The organism is Labrys sp. E2SS-1L (genome assembly GCF_057073705.1).
The window spans coordinates 3,201,301-3,219,766 of the sequence record NZ_CP172712.1 but is presented as its reverse complement, the minus strand read 5'-3'; the positions used below and the strand labels follow the sequence as shown (position 1 = coordinate 3,219,766).

Genomic DNA, 18,466 nt, shown 5'->3' with positions numbered 1-18,466 from the left:
GTGTCACCATCAAGGACAATGATGCAGGAGCCATCTATGGGCTGGTAGGTGGCGGCTCTAGCCTGGGTAACTCCCAACTTGGCAACGAGCACCATCACGCCGGTTGTCGTGTGATCACTTCGCATTCGCACGATGCTTACTTATCAGATAGCTTGTAAAGGCGGAGCAGGCAGTTAGCATGAATAGAGCTTCGTCCTCCCCCACATTAGCGCTCCCCTTCTCTAGGAGAGCGTGCCGTACTCCCTCCTCGTCGCTCGCATAGCCGTAGAGGGAGAGAAAGGCCGATTTGAGCGCCTTGTGCATTGTCCATTTACGCTCGAACTCGTTTAGCGCGTCCGATAGCTTATCGGACCCAGTGAAGCCCCGCGCCACCGACTCTACAGCATGAATGCTCTCTCGGATTGAACCAGCACTGTCCCCTTTGCTTAAGGCGCTAGCTGATTTTCTGAGATGCGTATTGGCCCCCTGAAACTCCTTCTGACCGGTGTCCACAAAGGCCTTACTCACTGCCGCAACTTCCTCATCAGAAGCAACGGGCATTATGGTATCGCCATTAACAACTCTGTAGGCTGCCCGATACTTTGCGAGTGCCAGTGCAAAGGCTTCCCGCCAACTCTGCGGGCACAGTCGGTCGCGAATAATAAATTCTACTAGCTCCAATACAGATTCATAAGGGGCGCTTTGAAATAGATTCCTTAATTTGTCTTTCCAAACATACAATGTATCATCAAACTCTGCAAAGCTTACGAGGAATTCAACATGCACCCTACGAAGTATGTCCTCCATGGGCCGTATTACCATTCCCTCAAATGAACTAATTTCCAGCATACTATCGACCTGAGATCACAGATATGCTCTCAGCGGTTGAGTAAGAACTCCTCTTTCCATCTGCGAAGGCAGTGGTCCACCCCTTCCGCCTGCCGAAATGTTAGCCCCCGTCTTCTCTCGTACTCAGCATCCATTACACCGCCGTCCCCGCAAATAACGACAATTGAAGCGCTTGGCGGGGAAGATCACAATAGGCCGTCCTTACTACGAGGTGGATATTCCCCCTCTGATCTGCTTGTACAACACCGTTGGCATACATTTGGAATTGACCGCCAGAAATTTCCCTTTAAAATCAATGGCATCCAACTTCCCAGGCGCAGTCCCGCCGTCCGCACCAGACATAGTTAGTAAATTTTCGCCGTAATTCCCGCGAATGGACGCCATTCGGACCGCTCATTGTCCATAGCTGTGTGGTCGCTGCCCCGTCATGTTCGAGGAGCAAGCCATGTCAGCTTAACTGCGTGTCCACAAAACCGGCAGCGGGCCGGAGTAAATCGATGTGAGCCCCCAAGCGCCTGTCGATTATCGCTGTTCGTGGATCGCCCCAAGGTGTTCTTCCCAGGAGCAGGAGCGCTCGCAGCGTTTACTTACCTAAGCCGGATGCACTGACCCGCATTGGAAACATTGACGGAACCACCTGAGTAAGCTGCGAGGCCCACGAGGTAGACGTTCGTGTTGGCCGTGGCAGTTGTAAAGTCGAACGTCCAGGATGTGAGTGCCCTCGAAACACCCCCTTTCCATGTCCCTGCCTCGGTGATGCTTCCGAGAGCCGGCGTCAGGGGAACTTTGGCGGACGTGGTGTTGAGGCCGGCTTGAATGACCGAGATCGAAGCCCCAGCCGTCGGACTAAGGTAGATATTCGATGAGCACGTCCACATCCCCGGCGGCAGGGACACCGAGGCTACATCGGTGGCCGTGGCGCTTGCCATCCCCGTCACGGATCCCGCCAGGCTATAAATCTCACCGGGAGCAGCCCTGACCAGGCTGTCGGTTCGCGTGGCGTTATCGACCCAATTGAAGGCATTGGCCGGAGGTAGTGGCTGATAGCTCCAAGCATTGACGAACTGGTTGTTCATCACCCGGGTGCCGACAGCCTCGAATTCCTTCCATATCTGCGCATTGGTCGCTGTCAAATTGGCGTATTCGAACTTGTTGTTGTCGACCGTCACATTGTGAGCCGAGCCGCCGAAAGGACCCGCATTGGCCAGGCGCACATAGGAAGAGATCGTCATGGCCTGGGCATTGTTGGAAATATGGGCATCTCGCAGGACACCTGTCTCCACCCGGCCGAACAGGAACCAGTCTTTACCGACACCGGTCCACGAGCCTGTGGGGCGCGCCAGAATCCAAGAGCCGCCGATGATCCGGAGCGCCCCGGCCTGCTCAGCCTGCACGAAGCCCTCATAGGCCTGGCAGGCCATGTTCTCGATATTCCAGTGCAGCGGCGAATAATGATGATCTGTGGACTTGATCCGCACGCAGGCACGGCCTTCCCCGGAAGCCGAGTTCCTTAAGGCGATGTCCTCCATGCCCGCGCTTGCGGGGTTTCCGTAGTCAGCCGCATTCTCGAAGTGCCAGCCATCGGCAAACCCCTGCGTCTGGGAGTTATCGATGTGGACCACGAAGACCGAGTTGCCCATCAGCCGGAAGCCGTCGCCAACGGCCCCGCCTGCAGGCACCCCCGAGGATGCAAACAAGTGGTTGATGTCCCAGCCGCCCGCGCTCCACACTTCAATCGCCTGATTGAAATTATCGACACGAACATTGTCGATCTTCCCGCCAATAGAGCCGGGGATCCATTTGCCGTAGAGGCCGATAGCGGTGTTGCCCGGTGTGGTCTGGCGAAGTTCCAAGTCGCTCAAAAAGATGGGGTTCTGAGTCCTCCCGGTGTCAGGGGAGTTGACGCAGACCTCGATGCCGTTAACGCCGCCGTCATACTGAAGGACCGTCTGCTTGTCGCCAGCACCGGCAATCGTCAGCGTTTGGGAGCAGGCCTTGAGCGCCCTGTTGAAGCGAGCGGTTCCAGCCCCAAGGGTGAAGGTTACCTTGCCGTTGGCGTTCGCATCGATGAGGGACTGAAAGATCGCCCAATCCAGATAATCACCTAGCGAGGTAGCGGCGGGAAGGATGGCCTGCCACTGGCTGAGCGTCCATCCCGACGTCGGGCGCCCGTTCAGGGAAGTAACCGAACTCAATGTCCTGGCGATACCATCGCCCCTATAGCCGAACCCGCGAAGGGTGGTTTCGTCGATCTCCGTAACGTTGCGAAGAGTGGCCGGGAGGTTCCATGCGCCCTTTTCGTCCAAACACCCAAAGGGGACTCCCTTGTCCGTCGCGTTGGAACTGTCGAGATCCCACAGGTAGAGACATCGGGAGGAACCCGACTTGTCGATAGACAATGTCGGCGTACCCCTGGCCTGGGCTTGGGCGAAAGCAGGCCCTGCGCACAGAAGAGCGAGCAGAGCCGCTATGAAACGGGTCATGATGACGAGTCCTGTGTTTCGGCGATTGTATCGCGGGTAGCGCCCAGGGACACCCTGCGGACACCCCGTTCCCCCAACGCTTGCATGCGAACTTCCTACGGATGTCATCGAGCGCGCCACGCCGTACGAGAGCGCCGTTATGGTCCCTCTGCCGAGCAGCATACCGGCATCAAGCCCGCTCCAGCGGCCGATTCAACGGTTCGCTAACCGAACGACTTCTGACATTCCGCCACGAGCCAGGCCATCAACTGCTCGCCTTTCGCACCCAGTTCTCGCTCGCCCGGCCAGACCAGTCCGTAATGCGTGCCGTCGGCCCAGAAACCGGCGGGCGCGGTGAGGCGGCCTCGCTTGAGGTCGTCGGTTGCCAATACCAGCGGGCCGAGGGCCACACCCAGGCCCGCCGAGGCCGCTTCCATCATCAGGAAATGGTGGTCGTAGAAGCGGGTTTCCTGCGGGCGCGGCCGGTGGGGGTGGCGCGCCAGCCATGTCGGCCAGGCGTCGGGGCGCGTCCTGCTGCCGAGGCCGATATAGGCGCCCTCCTCGAAATCGGCGAGGCGGTCGGGCACCATCACCGGCCCGACCTTTTCGGCGAACAGGCGCCGGACCTGCCAGGTCTCGGGCATGGCGAAGTCGAGGCGGCGGATGGCGAGGTCGATGCGCTCGCGCGCGAAATCGATCGAACCGCCGCCGACCGAAAGATGCAGGGCGATCGCGGGATGGGCCGCCTGGAAGCCGCCCAGGCGCGGGATCAGCCAGCGCATCGCCACCGAGGGCTCGCAGGACAGCACCAGGGCATCGTCCTGCGTCGCCGCGGCGCGCAGGCCCTGCACGGTGCTGCGCAATTCGCCGAAGAAACGGTTCACCGTCAGGAACAACGTCTCGCCCGCCGCCGTCAGCTTGAGGCCGCGGCCGCTCTTTTCGAACAGTTGGAAGCCCAGATCATCCGAGAGTTTGGCGATGCGCCGGCTGACTGCGCCATGCGTCAGTGCCAGCGTGTCGGCGGCCAGGCGTACCGAGCCCAGCCGCGCCGTGGCCTCGAAGGCGCGCAAATCATCGAGGGAGGGAATGACGGAGCGATCCATTGGTGATCTGATATCACCGATATCGGTTAGAAACTATCGCTTTTTTCGAACTTGTTTTCCTCGATAATCGGGTCATGCAAACAGTTCCTTCCGAAATCGCAGGCCTGTCCGGTGGAGAGCAGCCTCCCATTGTCCCAGCTGAAGCCCCCTCGCCGCTTGCCATCACCATGGGCGATGCCGCCGGCATCGGGCCGGAGATCATCGCCAAGGCCTTTGCCGGGGGCTGCGGGCGCTGTATCGTCTATGGCAGCGCCGGCGTGATGACCGATGCCGTGGCCCGCCTTGGCCTGGCATTGCGGGTTCGCAGCATCGCCGAGCCGGAGAAGGCCCGGTTCAGCCCTGATGTCATCGATGTCGTCGACGCCTGCGACATCCGAGAAGCGCCGCCTTCCGGCCGGATCAGCGCGGCTTGCGGCAAGGCTGCCCATGACGCGCTGCTGGCAGCCATCGGCGCCGCCAGAACGGGCACGGTGGCAGGCATCGTCACGGCCCCGATCAACAAGGAAGCGCTGGCGGCAGCGGGCCTGTCCTACCCAGGCCATACCGAGATCCTGGCCGCCCACGGCGGAGCCGCGCGGGTGGCGATGATGCTGGCCAATGACGAGATCCGGACAGTTCTCGTCACCATTCATACCGCGCTGCGCCTTGCCATCGAACAGGCCGATTTCGCAGCCCAGATGGCGGCGATCCGCTTTGCGCATGAAGGCGGGCGGGCGCTCGGCATTCCGGCGCCACGCATCGCCGTCGCCGGCCTCAATCCCCATGCCGGCGAAGGCGGCCTGTTCGGCAGCGAGGAGATCGAGATCATCGCGCCGGCCATCGCGGCGGCACGCCGCGAGGGCATCGACGCCAGCGGCCCCTGGCCCGGCGACACCGTGTTTTTCCAGGCCCGGCGCGGCCGGTTCGACGTGGTGGTCGCCCAATATCACGACCAGGGGCTCATTCCGATCAAATATCTCGGGCTGGATCGGGGCGTTAACATCACACTGGGCTTGCCTTTCATCCGCACCAGCCCCGATCATGGCACGGCGTTCGACATCGCCGGACAGGGCATCGCGGATCCTGCAAGCCTCATGACCGCCATCGCCTATGCCCGGCGTCTCATTGCGGCCAAAGCCGATACTGAAAGAGAGAGGGTCTCCTGATGGGTCTTCGCTTCATCTTCATGCTCACCCGCAACGACCAGACTGTCGAGGATGCGGACATGCATCTTCAAACGGCACTGAAACTCGGGATCCGCCATATCGGCTTCAAGGATATCGGCCTGCCGATCGAGCGGCTCAAGGACCTCAGCCGGATGATCCGGGCGGGTGGTGCGACCTCCTATCTCGAAGTGGTCTCCCTCGATCGCGACAGCGAACTCGCCTCGGCCCGGGCCGCTGTCGAGATCGGTGTCGATATCCTGCTTGGCGGCACGCATGTCGAGGAGGTGTCGGCGATCGTCAGGGGCACCCGGATCCGCTACTGCCCCTTCCCCGGCCGCATCAGCGGCCATCCCAGCGTGCTCGAGGGCAGCATCGAGGAGATCGTTGCCAGCGCCCGCAAGCTCGCCGCCCATGAAGGCGTGCACGGCCTCGACCTGCTGGCCTATCGCTCGAGGGAAGATGTGCCAGCGCTGATGCAGGCCGTGTGCGCCGCGGTGTCCAAGCCCGTCTACATGGCCGGATCGATCGAGACGCCCGGCCAGATCGCGGCGGTGAAGCAAGCGGGCGGCATGGGCTTCACCATCGGGACCGCCGCGCTCGACGGGCGCTATCCGGCCGAGAGCAAGGATGTGGCGGGCCAGCTTGCCTCCATCATGCGGGACGTGGCGGAGATCAACAACCATCTCTCCCCCTATCACAAGCAGAGCCTTACCTCAGCTTTCGGCGCCTTTGCCGACACGGCTTCGCCCCGGATTGCCGGGCGGATCAACGACATCGAGATCAAGCTCGCCAAGGTCGAGGCCGAATCCGGCTGGCATTTCAACGCCAGGGAGGATGCCTTCCTGCTGGTGCACAAGGGCCGCCTGCTCATGCGCTTCCGCGACCGCGACGAAGTCGTCGAGGAGGGCGATTTCATCATCGTGCCGCACGGGGTCGAGCATTGTCCGGAGGCGCTGACCGCCGAATGCCAGATCGTGCTGATCGAGCCGCCTCGCAGCCACGCCTGAACGCTGCGCCGGACTGCAATGCTCAGTCCGCGCTCCCCTCCTCCGCTCGTCCCCTCGCCTCGACGATCGCGGACTGCAGGGTGAACAGGCGGTACAAGGTCAGCGCCGCCTTGTAGGGATCGCCATCGCAGTCGCGGATGATGCCGTCCAGGGCTGCCGCTTCCTCCGCGGTCGCCGGCACGACCTCGTCCGCAAAGAGCACTTTCGGATCTATTGCCATCCCTGCCTCCCATCCTCGACTCAGCGCGAAATTAGCCGGGAAGCCAGGCGTTGGCCAGCATTTTGTTCTTGAATTGTTCTTATTTGAAATTCCGCCGCGCCGGACGAAAAAGCCCGGCGGAGCCGGGCTTCTCATACCGTCGCAGTGCGGTTAATCAGAACTTGTAGCTGATACCGGCCGTAACCGTCGTCTGGTTCCAGTCCGCCTTCACGCGGCCATCGGGCGTCGCGTAGCTCTTCTTGTTGAAGTCGCTGTAGCGCACTTCCAGGCGGCCGATCCAGTTCTGGGTGAAGGCGTATTCGGCGCCCAGGCCCACCGTCCAGCCGATATGGGTATTGCTGGAATCAGCACCGGCCGTGGAGAGCTTGGCATTGGCCAGGGCAAGGCCGCCGGTGGCGTAGATCAGGATGTTGTCGAAGGCATAGCCGACACGGGCCCGGGCCGAGCCCTGCCACTCGGTCTTCAGCTTGAGTGTGCGAAGCGTGCCGCCATAGTTGGCATGGGCGCTGCCGTTCAGGTTGGAGTAGTCGATGTCGCCTTCGACGCCGATGACGAACTCGTTGATCTGGTAGTTGTAGCCGGCATGGGCGCCGCCGATGAAACCGCTGAGATCGAACTTGTCCGCGAACTGCGGCGCAACCGTGGTCGTCGTCGTAACCGAGAAGAGCTTGCTCTGGTCGTCATTCTCGCGGCCCCAGCCATAACCGGCATGCAAACCCACATAGGGGCCGCTCCAGTTGTAAGGTGTTACCACCGGCGCAACCGGCTCGACGGCCTGCGCGGCCAGGTCGGCGGCATAGACCGAAGTCGAGCAGAGCAAGGCAGAAAGGCCGGCTATGGCGAAGCAAATCGTACGCATCGAATCCCCCTCGTAAAATGCGATACAAGCTATACTTTCAGGGCAAGTAAAAGTCGGTGACATATCGGCAACAGGCAAAATTAATTCGGCACCATAGCACCGCCATCGATGATTGCCTTGCCGGCGGATTTGGCCAGGGCTTGCAAGGCCTCGCCCGCTCGTGCTCTGCATCCTGCCATGCGGATCGTCCACGCCACGGCGGTGGATCCCGACCATGAAGAGGCAACAGGAGAAGGGATGAGCGAAAGCACTATCTCGATCACGCTTTGCGGCATCGACCTCGCGCTGATCTATCCCGACGATCTGGACGAAGAGATCTGGCCCTATTTCTGGCATGTCGCCCATGACGGCCAGCCGGAGGCTCCACCCGCGACCTTGCGCCTCTACCGCCAGGCCTACGGCCGGCTCGAACTCTATCGCGACGGCGCCCTGGTCTGGAAGGATCTGTCCTGGCCGGAGGCCCTGCATCCCCTGCTCGACGAGATCGGCCGCGTGGTGGCCGCGGCGTCCATCCGCCCGGTTCTGCGTGCCGCGGCAGTCGCCTATGACGGCAAAGTGGTGCTGATTGCCGGCCCTCCCGGCTGCGGCAAAACCGGCCTGGCAGCCTGGCTCGTCGAAAAGGGCTTCCAGTTCCTCGCCGACGATCTCGTCTGCCTCGGGGATGCGGAGGCGTCCGTGAGGCCGGGCTCGCTCGCCCTCGCGCCGCATGCGCAGGCATCGGCCCGGATCCTGTCTTCGCCGGCCTTCATCGATGCCTATGCCAGCCTCACCCAGGCGGGTGCCGTAATCAAGCCGGAGGCCCTGGCGGAGGGACATGCGGCCGAGTGGCCCTGCGCCCTCGTCCTCATCCCGCAACGCCATGAGGGCGCCGAACCCGACCTGCAGACGATCTCGACCGACAGGCGCCGCTTCTTTCTCGAACTCGCCCAGCATCCCGACCAGCGCATATCGGCTGCGACCGAAGCCAGGCTCACCGATTTCGCCCGGCAGGTGCCGATGGTCAGGGCCCGCTTCGGCCAGCCCGGCGACTGGCTCGACAACTTCCTCCGCCGCACGCTCGATGCCGGTCTGCCGGCGGCGAATGCGGTCCATCAGCGCAAGACCGAGGCGCGCCAGCAACTGGAGGCCGTGGCGGCGGTAACGGCGCGTCCGGCCGGCGACTGGTTCTTCCCCAAGCCGGCCCTCGCCGCACCGCGCAAGCGCCTGAGCATCGGCATGGCGACGTTCGACGACTATGACGGGGTCTATTTCACGCTGCAGGCCTTGCGGCTCTATCATCCCGAAGTCGCCGACGATCTCGAACTCCTGGTGGTCGACAACAATCCGAACGGGATGTGCGGCGACGCCCTGCGACGCCTTGCCAAGGGTTCGGGCGGGTTTCGCTATATTCCGGTATCAGAGAGCATCGGCACCGCCGTACGCGATTTCGTGATGCAGGAAGCCGCCGGCGAGCACGTTATGTGCCTCGATTGCCACGTCCTGCTGGTGCCGGGCGCGCTGGCCAGGCTGCTCGACTATTTCGAGCAGCATCCCGGCAGCAACGACCTGCTGCAAGGACCGCTGGTCAGCGACGACCTCACGAGCCTTTCCACTCATTGGAAGGCGGAGTGGGCCGGGGGCATGTATGGCACCTGGGCGCTCGACGCCGCTGGCAGGGATCCGGAGGCGCCGCCCTTCGACATCCCGATGCAGGGGCTCGGCCTCTACGCCTGCCGCCGCGCCGCCTGGCCAGGCTACAACAAGCTCTTCCGCGGCTTTGGCGGCGAGGAAGGCTATATTCACGAAAAATTCCGCCAGGCAGGCGGGCGCACCCTATGCCTGCCTTTCCTGCGCTGGATCCACCGCTTCGACCGACCGATGGGCGCGCCTTATACGATCAGCTGGCACGACCGTATCCGCAACTACATGATCGGCTTCGACGAGCTCGGCCTGCCGATGGACGAGATGCTGGCCCATTTCCGCGAACATGTCGGCCCGAGCGCGGAGCCGATCATCCGCAATTGCTGGGAGGAACTGGAACGGCTGCACATCGCGCAGCCGGGCTGATGCCATATCATCCCGAGAAGAGCGAGAAGAGTTGGTACCAACGCCGCGCTTTCAGCGCGCCGATGTCAGCCCTCGGTGCTCTGGGCGATCGGCGGCTGGAAGGCAAGGCCCATGTCCCAGGGGAAATAGATCCAGGTATCCTGGCTGACCTCTGTGATGAAGGTATCGACCAGCGGGCGGCCGAGCGGCTTGGCGTAGACGGTGGCGAAATGCGCCTTGGGCAAGCGGTCGCGCACCACCTTGGCTGTGGAGCCGGTATCGACGAGATCGTCGACCACCAGGATGCCTTCGCCGCCATTGGCAGCCAGCTTCTCGTCGACGTCCTTGAGCACCTGCAGGCCGCTCTGGGTCTTGTAGTCGTGATAGGAGGCGATGCAGACGGTCTCGATCAGGCGGATGCCGAGCTCGCGCGAAATGATCGCAGCGGGGACGAGGCCGCCGCGCGTGATGCAGACGATGGCATTGAAGGGGCCGCTGCCGGACAAGCGCCAGGCAAGCGCGCGCGCATCGCGGTGGAACTGATCCCAGGATACGGGGAAGGCCTTGTCGGGCTTCGGCGAGTTCATGATCCGGTCCCTAGCAAAAAATTCACCAGCTTCATCCACGGGTGGATGAAGCTGGTGAATTTTGCAAATGTTAAAAATCCCGCAAAGTATGGCTTATCGGGTTTCCGATCCGACGAGCCATAATTTGCGGGTTCGCGGGTCGCTCTTCATAGCGGTGAAATCGAACGGATCAAGCCCAGTTTTCGCCCTTCCACGCCATTTTACGAGCCAATCCCGGAAAAATCGGTGATCAGCGCTTGATGGTGGCGACCATCGCCTCGATATCGGCCTTGGCGGCAGCGACCTTGGCGGCATCCTTGCCCCGGATCACCAGCTGGGTCTGGAAGCCGGCCGGGCCGAAGGAGGGATAGGAGCCGATCGAGACTTCGGGATGAGCCAGCGCGATCGCCGCAAGCGGCTCGGCGACGGCGCCCTCGCCGATCCCCGGCCCCGGCGAAACGCTGTCGGACAGCGTGATGGCGCCCGTACGCATCCTGAGGATGGCGTTGTCCAGCATGCGCTGCATGATGTTGGGCACGCCCGCCATCACGATGACATTGCCCAGCATGAAGCCGGGTGCCGCGGAGACGGGATTGTCGACGAGCTCGGCCCCATCCGGAATGCGCGCCATGCGCAAGCGGGCCGGCGTCAGGTTTGCGGCACCGCCATAGTGCCTGGTCATCACCTCGACAGCGCGCTGGTCGATCTCGATGCCGACCCCGAAGGCCTTGGCGACGGAATCGGCCGTGATGTCGTCATGGGTCGGCCCGATGCCACCCGTCGACAGCACATAGTCATAGCGTGCGCGCAGGGCATTGACGGCCTCGACGATACGCTCCTCCTCGTCGGGAACGACGCGCACCTCCTTCACGTCCACCCCCGCACCCGTGAGGAATTCGGTGATGTAGCCGATATTCTTGTCCTTGGTGCGGCCCGACAAGATCTCGTCGCCGACGACGAGAATGGCGGCCGTCACGGATACAGGAGCGGCTTGCTCGGGATTTGCAGAGAGCGTTTCCATAGGCATTTCCGAATGATGTCGCTGTCGGGTTCCGGCGGGTTGCGGCCGGCCGTCACTCGATGACAATACGCGGCGGCTGGCGTTGATCAACACCCTCCCCCGACAGACCGGCCCAGACCTGCGCCGCGATCCGACGATAGATGCCGGCCTCGGCACTGTCCGGCAAGGTCGCAGTCACCGGCCTGCCGGCATCCGAGCGTTCGCGCACCTCCATGGACAGAGGCAGTTCGCCGAGGAAGGGCACGCCGAGCTTCTCGGCCTCGCGCCGTGCACCGCCATGGCCGAAGAGATGGCTGACATGGCCGCAATTGGGGCAGGAGAAGGTGGACATGTTCTCGATGATGCCGAGGATCGGCACGTTCACCTTCTGGAACATGCCGACGCCACGGCGCGCGTCGATCAAGGCAAGATCCTGCGGCGTCGAGACGATCACCGCGCCGGCCAAAGGCGTGTTCTGCGCCATGGTGAGTTGCGCATCGCCCGTGCCCGGCGGCATGTCGACCACCATGACGTCGAGTTCGCCCCAGACGACATCGCGCAGCAGCGTGGTGAGCGCCGACTGCACCATCGCCCCGCGCCAGATCATCGCGGTCTCCTGGTCGACCAGGAAACCGATCGACATCGCCTTTACGCCATAGGCTTCGAGCGGGATGATTTTCTTGTCGGCATTCTGTTCGGGCTTGTCGGTCAGGCCGAGAAGTTTTGGAACAGATGGTCCAAATATATCGGCATCGAGCAGCCCGACGCTCAGCCCCTGCGCTGCGAGGGCAATGGCGAGATTGCAGGCCGTCGTCGACTTGCCGACGCCGCCCTTGCCGGAGGCGACGGCGACGACGCGCTTGACGCTGGGCAGCACGGGCGGCCGCTGCTGCGGCGCATTGTGCGCGGCGGCCTGCGCCCGCGGGCCCGGCGGTTCCTGCCGCGCCGCGCCGGCCGGCCGCTCGGCCGTCAGCCCCACCAGAACATTGGCGACGCCGGGAAGGCCGCGCACGGCGCTCTCCGCTGCAGCACGCACCGGCTCCATGGCCCGCGCCTCGGTGGGATCGATGGCAATGGCAAACATCACCTTCGAACCGTCGATGCGGATTTCGGTCAGCCGGCCGGTCGAGGGCAATGATTGGCCGCTTGCCGGCAGCTTGACGAGTTCAAGGGCGCGAATGACATCGGCTGGCGTCAGAGACAAGGAACGATCCTCACGAAGCAAGGGAAGGTGCCGGCGAGGCGGCCCCGAAAGTTTCCCTCAATATTGGGAAGCGCGGCGGGGGCATTCAAGCACAACCACCGCCAAGTCCCGCAATAATATGGCGCGCCAGCGCGATTCTCCTATCGGGCAGATTGCAGCAAGGACACGCGTGCAAGCCGGTCACGAAAAGGAGCAGGCAGCAGGGGCTCACAGGACCGCCTATAAACCAAAAGCATCTTGACCACGACGGGCGTCAGCGAGACATTCAAGCCCGTCATATCCATTCAGGGTCGGGGGACGCTCGGGCAGCACCGTGCAGGCTTTGCCAGCCGGTGCCTGCATTCCAGGAGTGACCGGCGATGCCTGTCATCGACCTTGATGTCATCCGCAATGCTGAAATCCATGACGAGCCCTACCGCCACATCATCGGCGAGGGTTTTCTCCAGAAGAACAAGATCCCGTCGCTTCGGCAGGACTTTCCGGCCATCGACAAACCCGGCTTCCTGACCGTTTCCGACATTGCGCTACGAGGCAGCTTCCGGGAGCTGGTCGAGGAACTCGAAAGCAGCGCGATGGCCCAGTCCCTGTCCGAGAAGCTCGGCCTCGATCTCGATCCCCTGCCCCGGCTGACGACGATCCGCCGGCTTTCGCAACTCAAGGACGGGCGCATCCATACCGACAGCGAAAGCAAGCTCGCCACCTTCCTGGTCTATATGAACGATGGCTGGAAGGAAGGTGAAGGCGGATGCCTGCGCGTCCTGAATGGGCCTGACAATTTCGACGACATGACGGCCGAGATCTCGCCCGTCATGGGCTCCTGCTTCGGCTTTCGCCGGGCCGCCAACTCATGGCACGGCCACAAGCCCTTCGCAGGCGAGCGGCGCGTCGTCCAGATCACCTGGCTGAAGGATGCCGGCGAACTCGAACGCAAGAAGAAGCGCAACAGCGTGGCCCAGTTCTTCAAGGGCATCTTCGGGCGTTGAGGGCATTCTCCAGAAAGGCCGGCAGGCTTTCCGTTCCAGAAACGGCGCGAGAACAAGGAGCTCGAGCAGGGTCGGATTCGAAGAAGCCGTACCTCGCTCCAAAGACGCAGCATCGGAAGATGCCAGCCCCTCTCCCGGCCGCCGCGCAAGTGCCCTCAGGCAGTGCTGCGCGCAATCAGCGCAAGCATGAACAGCACCATGGCGAGCGCCGAAGCCGCGGTCCTGACGCTGTTCCAGAATGTCCAGTCCACCAGATAACGCTGCCAGAGTTCCCCGGCCTCGATCGTCTCCGGCTTGACCACGGCGATGGCATCGTTGAGCGGTACGTTCAGAGCCATGGTCACGCCGATGCAGGCGATGAGATAGATCAGGCTGCCAAGCAGCAGCAGTTTGCCGCTCCACTCTCCCAGCCAGAGCCAGGAGCCCAGGGCAAGTCCGAGGCAAAGCACCGCCGTGCCCATGAAGGCCAGCATGAAGCCGGGATTGATCACGGTGACGTTGATCGCCTGCATCGCCGCGATGCCGCTCGCCGGAGCGACACGGCCAAGCGCCGGCATGACGAAATTGGAGAAGGCGAAGAAGATGCCTGCGACCACGCCGCTGCCGACGGCAGCGATGAATGTGGTGACGTAGAGGCTGCGCTCAAGCATGGCTTCCTCCCCAGATGCCGGTGGCGGCAGTGCGGGCGACATAATCGGCGAAGCGGCGCGGCTGATGTCCCAGAGCGCGTGCGACGCCGTCGGCAATCGGCTCGTTGCGGCCGTCGAGCACGGTAGAGAACAGATAGGTGACGAGATCGACGACCTCCGGCGGCAGGCCCTGCTCGACCAAGCCGGCGCGATAGGCCTCCTGGGAAACCGGCACATAGTCGATGCGGCGTCCGCAGGCCTCGGCAATCGCCGCGATGGCCTGCTGGAAGGTCAGGGCTTCAGCACCGGTGATCTCATAAAGCTGGTGGGAATGCCTGGCATCCGCAAAGGCGGCCACTGCGATTTCGGCGATGTCGTCGGCATCCACGAAAGGCTCCGGGGCGAGCGTGTCAGGCAGAACAATCTCCCCCGCCAGGATGGCGTCGAGGAAGAAATTCTCGCTGAAATTCTGGAAGAACCAGCTGCAGCGCAGGATCGTCCAATCGAGGCTGGTGGCCCGCAGCGCCTCTTCCGCTTCCTGGGCCTCCGGCTCACCCCGCCCGGACAGCAGCACGATCTTGCCAACACCGGCCGCCCTGGCTTCGGCGAAGAACCGGCTCACTGCCGCGACCGCTCCGGGCAGGGCGAGGTCGGGCTGATAGGCGACATAGACGGCAGCGATACCGTCAAGGGCGGCGGCCCAGCCTTCCGGCCTTTCCCAATCGAAGGCCGGCTGTGCCTTGCGCGAGCCGAGGCGCACCGTCCGCCCTGCCTTTTCCAGCCCTTCGACAACCCGGCGCCCCGTCTTGCCGGTTCCGCCCAACACCAGCACTGCGCCCTTGGACCAGTGATCATTTGCCATTTCGACCTCCCGCTGATAAACATGAGTAATTCTCATATTTGAGAATGTGATAATTACTCATGTTTTCGCTGTCAAGCCATGCCTGCAAAAAGATCTCCTGCCGCCTCCCCCGCAGAGGCAAGTACAGCAACCCTTCCCCGGCGCGCGCCGGTCCAGCAGCGCAGCCGCGAACGCATGGACAGGATCCTGGCGGTGGCAACGGCAATGATCGGGGTACGCGGCAGCGACCAGTTGAAGATGGGCGAGGTCGCCGAACAGGCCGGCATCTCCATCGGCTCGCTCTACCAATATTTCCCCGACAAGAGCGCCATCATCCGCAGCCTCGCCGAGCGCTGCAGCGCCGAGAGCCGCCGCTGTATCGAGGACGCCCTGACACCAGTTCAATCGCTGGCGGAGCTGGAGGCGGCCTATGGTTCGCTGATCGACATCTATTACGACATCTACCGGGCCGAGCCGGTGATGCGCGACATCTGGTCGGGCACGCAGGCCGACAAGCAGCTCGCGGCCCTCGAACTCGCTGAAAGCCGCATCTGCGGCGGCATGCTGGCCGATGCCATGGCGCGGGCCCACGGGGCGGCGGATGCTTCAGCCTATGCCACCACCGCTTTCACGATCTGGCAGCTCGGGGAGGCAACCATGCGCCTGGCGGTCTCGGTGGACGAAAAGGAAGGAGCGGCCATCGTAGCGGCCTTTCGCCGGATGACTTTGCGGGAAATCCTGGCACCAGCGCGGTCATAGCTTCTGGGATCGCGGACGTCCTCGCCCGCATCTGGAAACATTGCGGGTGATGACAACGAAGTTGCAGGCTGGAAGCCCATAGGCGCTAACTTAAGTTGAGAATGCGCCGATTTCTTACCCTCCCCTGGAGGGGGAGGGTAAAGGGCCCGCACCTCATCCGCAAAGTTAGCGCCTATGGGCTGGAAGCCTGCGATCCCAAGACGATCACAAGGCAGCCATGCGATATTCAGAATTCTCTTTCCTGTCCGCATCCCCAGATGGCATAAGAATCCTACATGTCTAATCAGGTAGTTTCATGAGCTTCATCGACGCAGAACTGTCTCCCCAGCGCAAGAATGGCCAGATCAAGATCCATGGTCCGGAGGCCTTTGCCGGCATGCGCGCGGCAGGCAGGCTTGCGGCCCAGGGGCTGGACCTGATGGTGGACGCGGTCAAGCCAGGCATCACCACCAACCAGCTCGACCGGATGCTGTTCGAATTCGCGATGGACAACAAGGCCTACCCGGCCACCCTGTTCTATCGCGGCTATCGCAAGTCGAGCTGCATTTCGCTCAACCATGTGGTCTGCCACGGCATCCCGGACGACAAGCCTCTCCAGGATGGCGTCATCCTCAACATCGACTATACCGTGGTGCTCGATGGCTGGCACGGCGACTCCAGCCGCATGTATGCAGCCGGCGACATCGCTCGCCGGGCCGAGCGGCTGATGGAAGTCACCTATGAGGCGATGATGCGCGGCATCAACGTCATCAAGCCGGGCGCGACCACCGGCGATATCGGCTACGCCATCCAGAGCTATGCCGAAGCCGAGCGCTGCTCGGTGGTGCGCGATTTCTGCGGCCACGGCCTCGGCCGCCTGTTCCACGACGAGCCCAACATCCTGCATTACGGCCGGCGCGGCGAAGGCGTGGTGCTCAAGCCCGGCATGTTCTTCACGGTGGAGCCGATGATCAATCTCGGCCGGCCGGACGTGAAGGTGCTCAATGACGGCTGGACCGCGGTCACGCGTGACCGTTCGCTCTCGGCGCAGTTCGAGCACAGCGTCGGCGTGACCGAAACCGGCGTCGAGATCTTCACCCTCTCCCCCGCCGAGTTGAACCAGCCACCCTACGCCAAGGCTGCCTGAATGAAGAAGGGGCGCTCGCCTTTGCCGGACGCCCCACTTCCCGGCCTGGGCGAAGCACCCCTGTTCCCGTCAGCCGGCGAACCGGTGGAGCCGCACTATCACGGCCATCGCGAGAGGCTGCGCCAGCGCTTTGCCGAGGCCGAGGGCCGGCTGCCCGACTATGAACTCCTCGAACTCCTATTGTTCCGTTCCATTCCGCGCCGGGACGTCAAGCCGCTCGCCAAGGCGCTGATCGCCCGCTTCGGCTCGCTGGCGGAAGTGCTGGGCGCGCCGATCGCTCGGCTCAAGGAGGTCGACGGCGTCAGCGACGGCGTGGCCGGCGACCTCAAGATCGTCGAGGCGGCAGGCCATCGCCTTGCCAAGGGCGGGATCGCCAAGCGGCCGGTGCTGTCGACCTCGGCGGCGCTCATCGACTATTGCCGCAGCACCATGGCTTTCGCCGAGCGCGAAATCTTCCGCATCCTCTTCCTCGACACCAAGAACGGCCTGATCGCCGACGAGGTGCAGCAGAGGGGCACGGTCAATCATACGCCCGTATACCCGCGCGAGGTGGTGAAGCGGGCACTGGAACTTTCGGCCACCGCGCTGATCCTCGTCCATAACCACCCCTCCGGCGATCCTTCGCCGTCCTCGGCGGACGTTTCGATGACGCGCACCATCGCCGATGTCGCCGGGCCGCTCGGCATCGTGGTACATGATCACATCATCATCGGCCGCGACGGCCATGTCAGCCTGAAGGCGCAGCGCCTGTTCTGAAGGGTGCCCCGGCACCATCCTCACCGGAGACGGCCATGCGCACCAAAGCCATGTTCCAGCGCATCGCTCTGATCAAGAAAATCCAACGAACTTCCTGGGAAACGCCCTCGCCCGACCGACCCGGAGCCTGGGGCATTCCCATCCGGCATCGGAGCATCATACCCGGATGATGGTGACACCAAGCGCACGGAAGGGTTCGACGGCCTGATCAGGCGTGTCCTCCTCCACCAGCATCGCGTCGATCTCCTCCATCGTCGCGACCTGAAAGGGCGAAGCCGCTCCGATCTTCTCCCGGGACGCCAGCACCACCGTTTCCGCGGCCTGCCGGCACAGCGCCCGCTTGATGGCCGCCTCCTCGCTGTCACCGGTGGTCAGGCCGATCTCTGCATGGATGCCCGTCACCCCCATGAAATAGATGTCGGCCCGGATGCGTGCGATCGCCTCGGCAGCGGTTGCACCCACGGCGACCATGGAGTGGCGGAACAGCCGGCCTCCGATCAGTTCCACCTCGATGCCGGCATGGCCGGCAAGCTCGACCGCCACGTTTGGACTGTGGGTCACCACCATGGCCTTGAGACCGGGGGCGAGATGGCGGGCGAGCTGTACCGCCGTGGTACCGCCGTCGAGCATCACCACCTGTCCCGGGCGCACGAGGCGCGCGGCCGCCCGGCCGATGGCGACCTTGCCGGCCACCGAAACCTCGCGGCGCTGGACGAGATCGCCCATGGCCGGCGACGCCGGCAGGGCACCGCCATGCACACGCTGCAGCAGCCCCTCGCCCGCCAGTTCGCGCAGATCCCGTCGGATGGTGTCCTCCGACAGGTCGAGCTCCCGGCTGACCGCCTTGGCGACGACGCGCCCGTCCCGGCCAAGGACCTCGAGAATATAGGCCTTGCGCTCGCTGGTGAGCATGATGCTGCCGCCTCACGAATTCTCTTGACTTTGCACGAAAC

The 18,466-nt window shown here is 63.2% G+C and carries 18 protein-coding genes; 7 read left to right on the top strand and 11 right to left on the bottom strand.

What is annotated here, in order from left to right:
• Nucleotides 1-114: 114 nt before the first annotated feature.
• From ACIGJE_RS14885 to ACIGJE_RS14875, 3 genes are all read right to left on the bottom strand, one after another.
• The gene (locus ACIGJE_RS14885; protein WP_483677823.1) at nt 115-828 is read right to left on the bottom strand and encodes a hypothetical protein; all 714 of its coding nucleotides are present in this window, start codon (nt 826-828) and stop codon (nt 115-117) included.
• A gap of 587 nt (nt 829-1,415) precedes the next feature.
• Entirely contained in the window at nt 1,416-3,311 is a 1,896-nt protein-coding gene (locus ACIGJE_RS14880; RefSeq protein ID WP_483677821.1) for a hypothetical protein, read from the bottom strand.
• Between the two features lie 203 nt (nt 3,312-3,514).
• Nucleotides 3,515-4,393, bottom strand: coding sequence for a LysR family transcriptional regulator (locus ACIGJE_RS14875; protein WP_415087353.1), 879 nt, complete (start codon nt 4,391-4,393; stop codon nt 3,515-3,517).
• A 74-nt stretch (nt 4,394-4,467) separates the two neighbouring features.
• Here ACIGJE_RS14875 and pdxA point away from each other — a divergent pair, with 74 nt between their 5' ends.
• Both pdxA and ACIGJE_RS14865 read left to right on the top strand, forming a co-directional pair.
• Nucleotides 4,468-5,538 (top strand): 4-hydroxythreonine-4-phosphate dehydrogenase PdxA, encoded by a 1,071-nt coding sequence (gene pdxA / locus ACIGJE_RS14870; protein ID WP_415087352.1) that lies wholly within the window; start codon nt 4,468-4,470, stop codon nt 5,536-5,538.
• A complete protein-coding gene (locus ACIGJE_RS14865; protein WP_415087351.1) occupies nt 5,538-6,545 on the top strand; it encodes a cupin domain-containing protein in 1,008 nt (335 codons plus the stop codon). The genes pdxA and ACIGJE_RS14865 overlap by 1 nt, the downstream gene beginning before the upstream one ends.
• Nucleotides 6,546-6,567: 22 nt before the next feature.
• Here the strand turns inward: ACIGJE_RS14865 and ACIGJE_RS14860 are convergent, their stop codons facing one another.
• Together ACIGJE_RS14860 and ACIGJE_RS14855 are read right to left on the bottom strand one after the other, a co-directional pair.
• Nucleotides 6,568-6,765 carry a hypothetical protein gene (locus ACIGJE_RS14860; protein WP_311938888.1) on the bottom strand — a complete coding sequence of 66 codons (198 nt, stop codon included), beginning with the start codon at nt 6,763-6,765 and terminating at the stop codon, nt 6,568-6,570.
• A gap of 154 nt (nt 6,766-6,919) precedes the next feature.
• Nucleotides 6,920-7,624: an outer membrane protein gene (locus tag ACIGJE_RS14855; protein WP_415087350.1), complete on the bottom strand. Its 705-nt coding sequence runs from the start codon at nt 7,622-7,624 to the stop codon at nt 6,920-6,922.
• 237 nt (nt 7,625-7,861) lie between these two features.
• On the opposite strand from ACIGJE_RS14855, the gene ACIGJE_RS14850 reads away from it, so the two are divergent.
• Complete coding sequence (locus tag ACIGJE_RS14850) at nt 7,862-9,670, top strand: glycosyltransferase (RefSeq protein ID WP_415087349.1); 1,809 nt, start codon at nt 7,862-7,864, stop codon at nt 9,668-9,670.
• 65 nt (nt 9,671-9,735) lie between these two features.
• Here ACIGJE_RS14850 and gpt read toward each other — a convergent pair whose 3' ends face one another.
• The 3 genes from gpt to ACIGJE_RS14835 form a co-directional block, all read right to left on the bottom strand.
• The gene (gpt, locus tag ACIGJE_RS14845; RefSeq protein WP_105862778.1) at nt 9,736-10,236 is read right to left on the bottom strand and encodes a xanthine phosphoribosyltransferase; all 501 of its coding nucleotides are present in this window, start codon (nt 10,234-10,236) and stop codon (nt 9,736-9,738) included.
• A gap of 229 nt (nt 10,237-10,465) precedes the next feature.
• Nucleotides 10,466-11,236 (bottom strand): competence/damage-inducible protein A, encoded by a 771-nt coding sequence (locus ACIGJE_RS14840; RefSeq protein ID WP_415087348.1) that lies wholly within the window; start codon nt 11,234-11,236, stop codon nt 10,466-10,468.
• A 52-nt stretch (nt 11,237-11,288) separates the two neighbouring features.
• Nucleotides 11,289-12,419 (bottom strand): Mrp/NBP35 family ATP-binding protein, encoded by a 1,131-nt coding sequence (locus tag ACIGJE_RS14835; RefSeq protein ID WP_311938879.1) that lies wholly within the window; start codon nt 12,417-12,419, stop codon nt 11,289-11,291.
• A gap of 359 nt (nt 12,420-12,778) precedes the next feature.
• Between ACIGJE_RS14835 and ACIGJE_RS14830 the strand changes: the two genes are divergently transcribed.
• Complete coding sequence (locus tag ACIGJE_RS14830; protein ID WP_367626690.1) at nt 12,779-13,402, top strand: 2OG-Fe(II) oxygenase family protein; 624 nt, start codon at nt 12,779-12,781, stop codon at nt 13,400-13,402.
• Nucleotides 13,403-13,557: 155 nt separating this feature from the next.
• On the opposite strand, the gene ACIGJE_RS14825 is transcribed toward ACIGJE_RS14830, so the two are convergent.
• Both ACIGJE_RS14825 and ACIGJE_RS14820 read right to left on the bottom strand, forming a co-directional pair.
• Complete coding sequence (locus tag ACIGJE_RS14825) at nt 13,558-14,052, bottom strand: anthrone oxygenase family protein (RefSeq protein ID WP_394309494.1); 495 nt, start codon at nt 14,050-14,052, stop codon at nt 13,558-13,560.
• Complete coding sequence (locus ACIGJE_RS14820) at nt 14,045-14,893, bottom strand: NmrA family NAD(P)-binding protein (protein ID WP_415085753.1); 849 nt, start codon at nt 14,891-14,893, stop codon at nt 14,045-14,047. The genes ACIGJE_RS14825 and ACIGJE_RS14820 overlap by 8 nt, the downstream gene beginning before the upstream one ends.
• Before the next feature lie 174 nt (nt 14,894-15,067).
• Between ACIGJE_RS14820 and ACIGJE_RS14815 the strand changes: the two genes are divergently transcribed.
• The 3 genes from ACIGJE_RS14815 to radC all read left to right on the top strand — a co-directional run bounded on the left by ACIGJE_RS14815 (nt 15,068) and on the right by radC (nt 17,513).
• Entirely contained in the window at nt 15,068-15,631 is a 564-nt protein-coding gene (locus tag ACIGJE_RS14815) for a TetR/AcrR family transcriptional regulator (protein ID WP_311938870.1), read from the top strand.
• 295 nt (nt 15,632-15,926) lie between these two features.
• Nucleotides 15,927-16,757: a type I methionyl aminopeptidase gene (gene map / locus ACIGJE_RS14810; RefSeq protein ID WP_415085750.1), complete on the top strand. Its 831-nt coding sequence runs from the start codon at nt 15,927-15,929 to the stop codon at nt 16,755-16,757.
• Entirely contained in the window at nt 16,758-17,513 is a 756-nt protein-coding gene (gene radC, locus ACIGJE_RS14805) for a RadC family protein (RefSeq protein ID WP_311938866.1), read from the top strand.
• A 156-nt stretch (nt 17,514-17,669) separates the two neighbouring features.
• Here the strand turns inward: radC and ACIGJE_RS14800 are convergent, their stop codons facing one another.
• Entirely contained in the window at nt 17,670-18,425 is a 756-nt protein-coding gene (locus tag ACIGJE_RS14800) for a DeoR/GlpR family DNA-binding transcription regulator (protein ID WP_415085748.1), read from the bottom strand.
• Between the last annotated feature and the right edge of the window lie 41 nt (nt 18,426-18,466).

Coding starts and splice junctions, on each gene's coding strand:
- map (WP_415085750.1), top strand. CDS start 15,927: ATGAGCTTCATCGACGCAGAACTGTCTCCCCAGCGCAAGAATGGCCAG.
- ACIGJE_RS14800 (WP_415085748.1), bottom strand. CDS start 18,425: ATGCTCACCAGCGAGCGCAAGGCCTATATTCTCGAGGTCCTTGGCCGG.
- ACIGJE_RS14880 (WP_483677821.1), bottom strand. CDS start 3,311: ATGACCCGTTTCATAGCGGCTCTGCTCGCTCTTCTGTGCGCAGGGCCT.
- ACIGJE_RS14840 (WP_415087348.1), bottom strand. CDS start 11,236: ATGGAAACGCTCTCTGCAAATCCCGAGCAAGCCGCTCCTGTATCCGTG.
- radC (WP_311938866.1), top strand. CDS start 16,758: ATGAAGAAGGGGCGCTCGCCTTTGCCGGACGCCCCACTTCCCGGCCTG.
- ACIGJE_RS14830 (WP_367626690.1), top strand. CDS start 12,779: ATGCCTGTCATCGACCTTGATGTCATCCGCAATGCTGAAATCCATGAC.
- ACIGJE_RS14865 (WP_415087351.1), top strand. CDS start 5,538: ATGGGTCTTCGCTTCATCTTCATGCTCACCCGCAACGACCAGACTGTC.
- ACIGJE_RS14885 (WP_483677823.1), bottom strand. CDS start 828: ATGCTGGAAATTAGTTCATTTGAGGGAATGGTAATACGGCCCATGGAG.
- ACIGJE_RS14815 (WP_311938870.1), top strand. CDS start 15,068: ATGGACAGGATCCTGGCGGTGGCAACGGCAATGATCGGGGTACGCGGC.
- ACIGJE_RS14825 (WP_394309494.1), bottom strand. CDS start 14,052: ATGCTTGAGCGCAGCCTCTACGTCACCACATTCATCGCTGCCGTCGGC.
- ACIGJE_RS14850 (WP_415087349.1), top strand. CDS start 7,862: ATGAGCGAAAGCACTATCTCGATCACGCTTTGCGGCATCGACCTCGCG.
- ACIGJE_RS14855 (WP_415087350.1), bottom strand. CDS start 7,624: ATGCGTACGATTTGCTTCGCCATAGCCGGCCTTTCTGCCTTGCTCTGC.
- gpt (WP_105862778.1), bottom strand. CDS start 10,236: ATGAACTCGCCGAAGCCCGACAAGGCCTTCCCCGTATCCTGGGATCAG.
- ACIGJE_RS14860 (WP_311938888.1), bottom strand. CDS start 6,765: ATGGCAATAGATCCGAAAGTGCTCTTTGCGGACGAGGTCGTGCCGGCG.
- pdxA (WP_415087352.1), top strand. CDS start 4,468: ATGCAAACAGTTCCTTCCGAAATCGCAGGCCTGTCCGGTGGAGAGCAG.
- ACIGJE_RS14820 (WP_415085753.1), bottom strand. CDS start 14,893: ATGGCAAATGATCACTGGTCCAAGGGCGCAGTGCTGGTGTTGGGCGGA.
- ACIGJE_RS14875 (WP_415087353.1), bottom strand. CDS start 4,393: ATGGATCGCTCCGTCATTCCCTCCCTCGATGATTTGCGCGCCTTCGAG.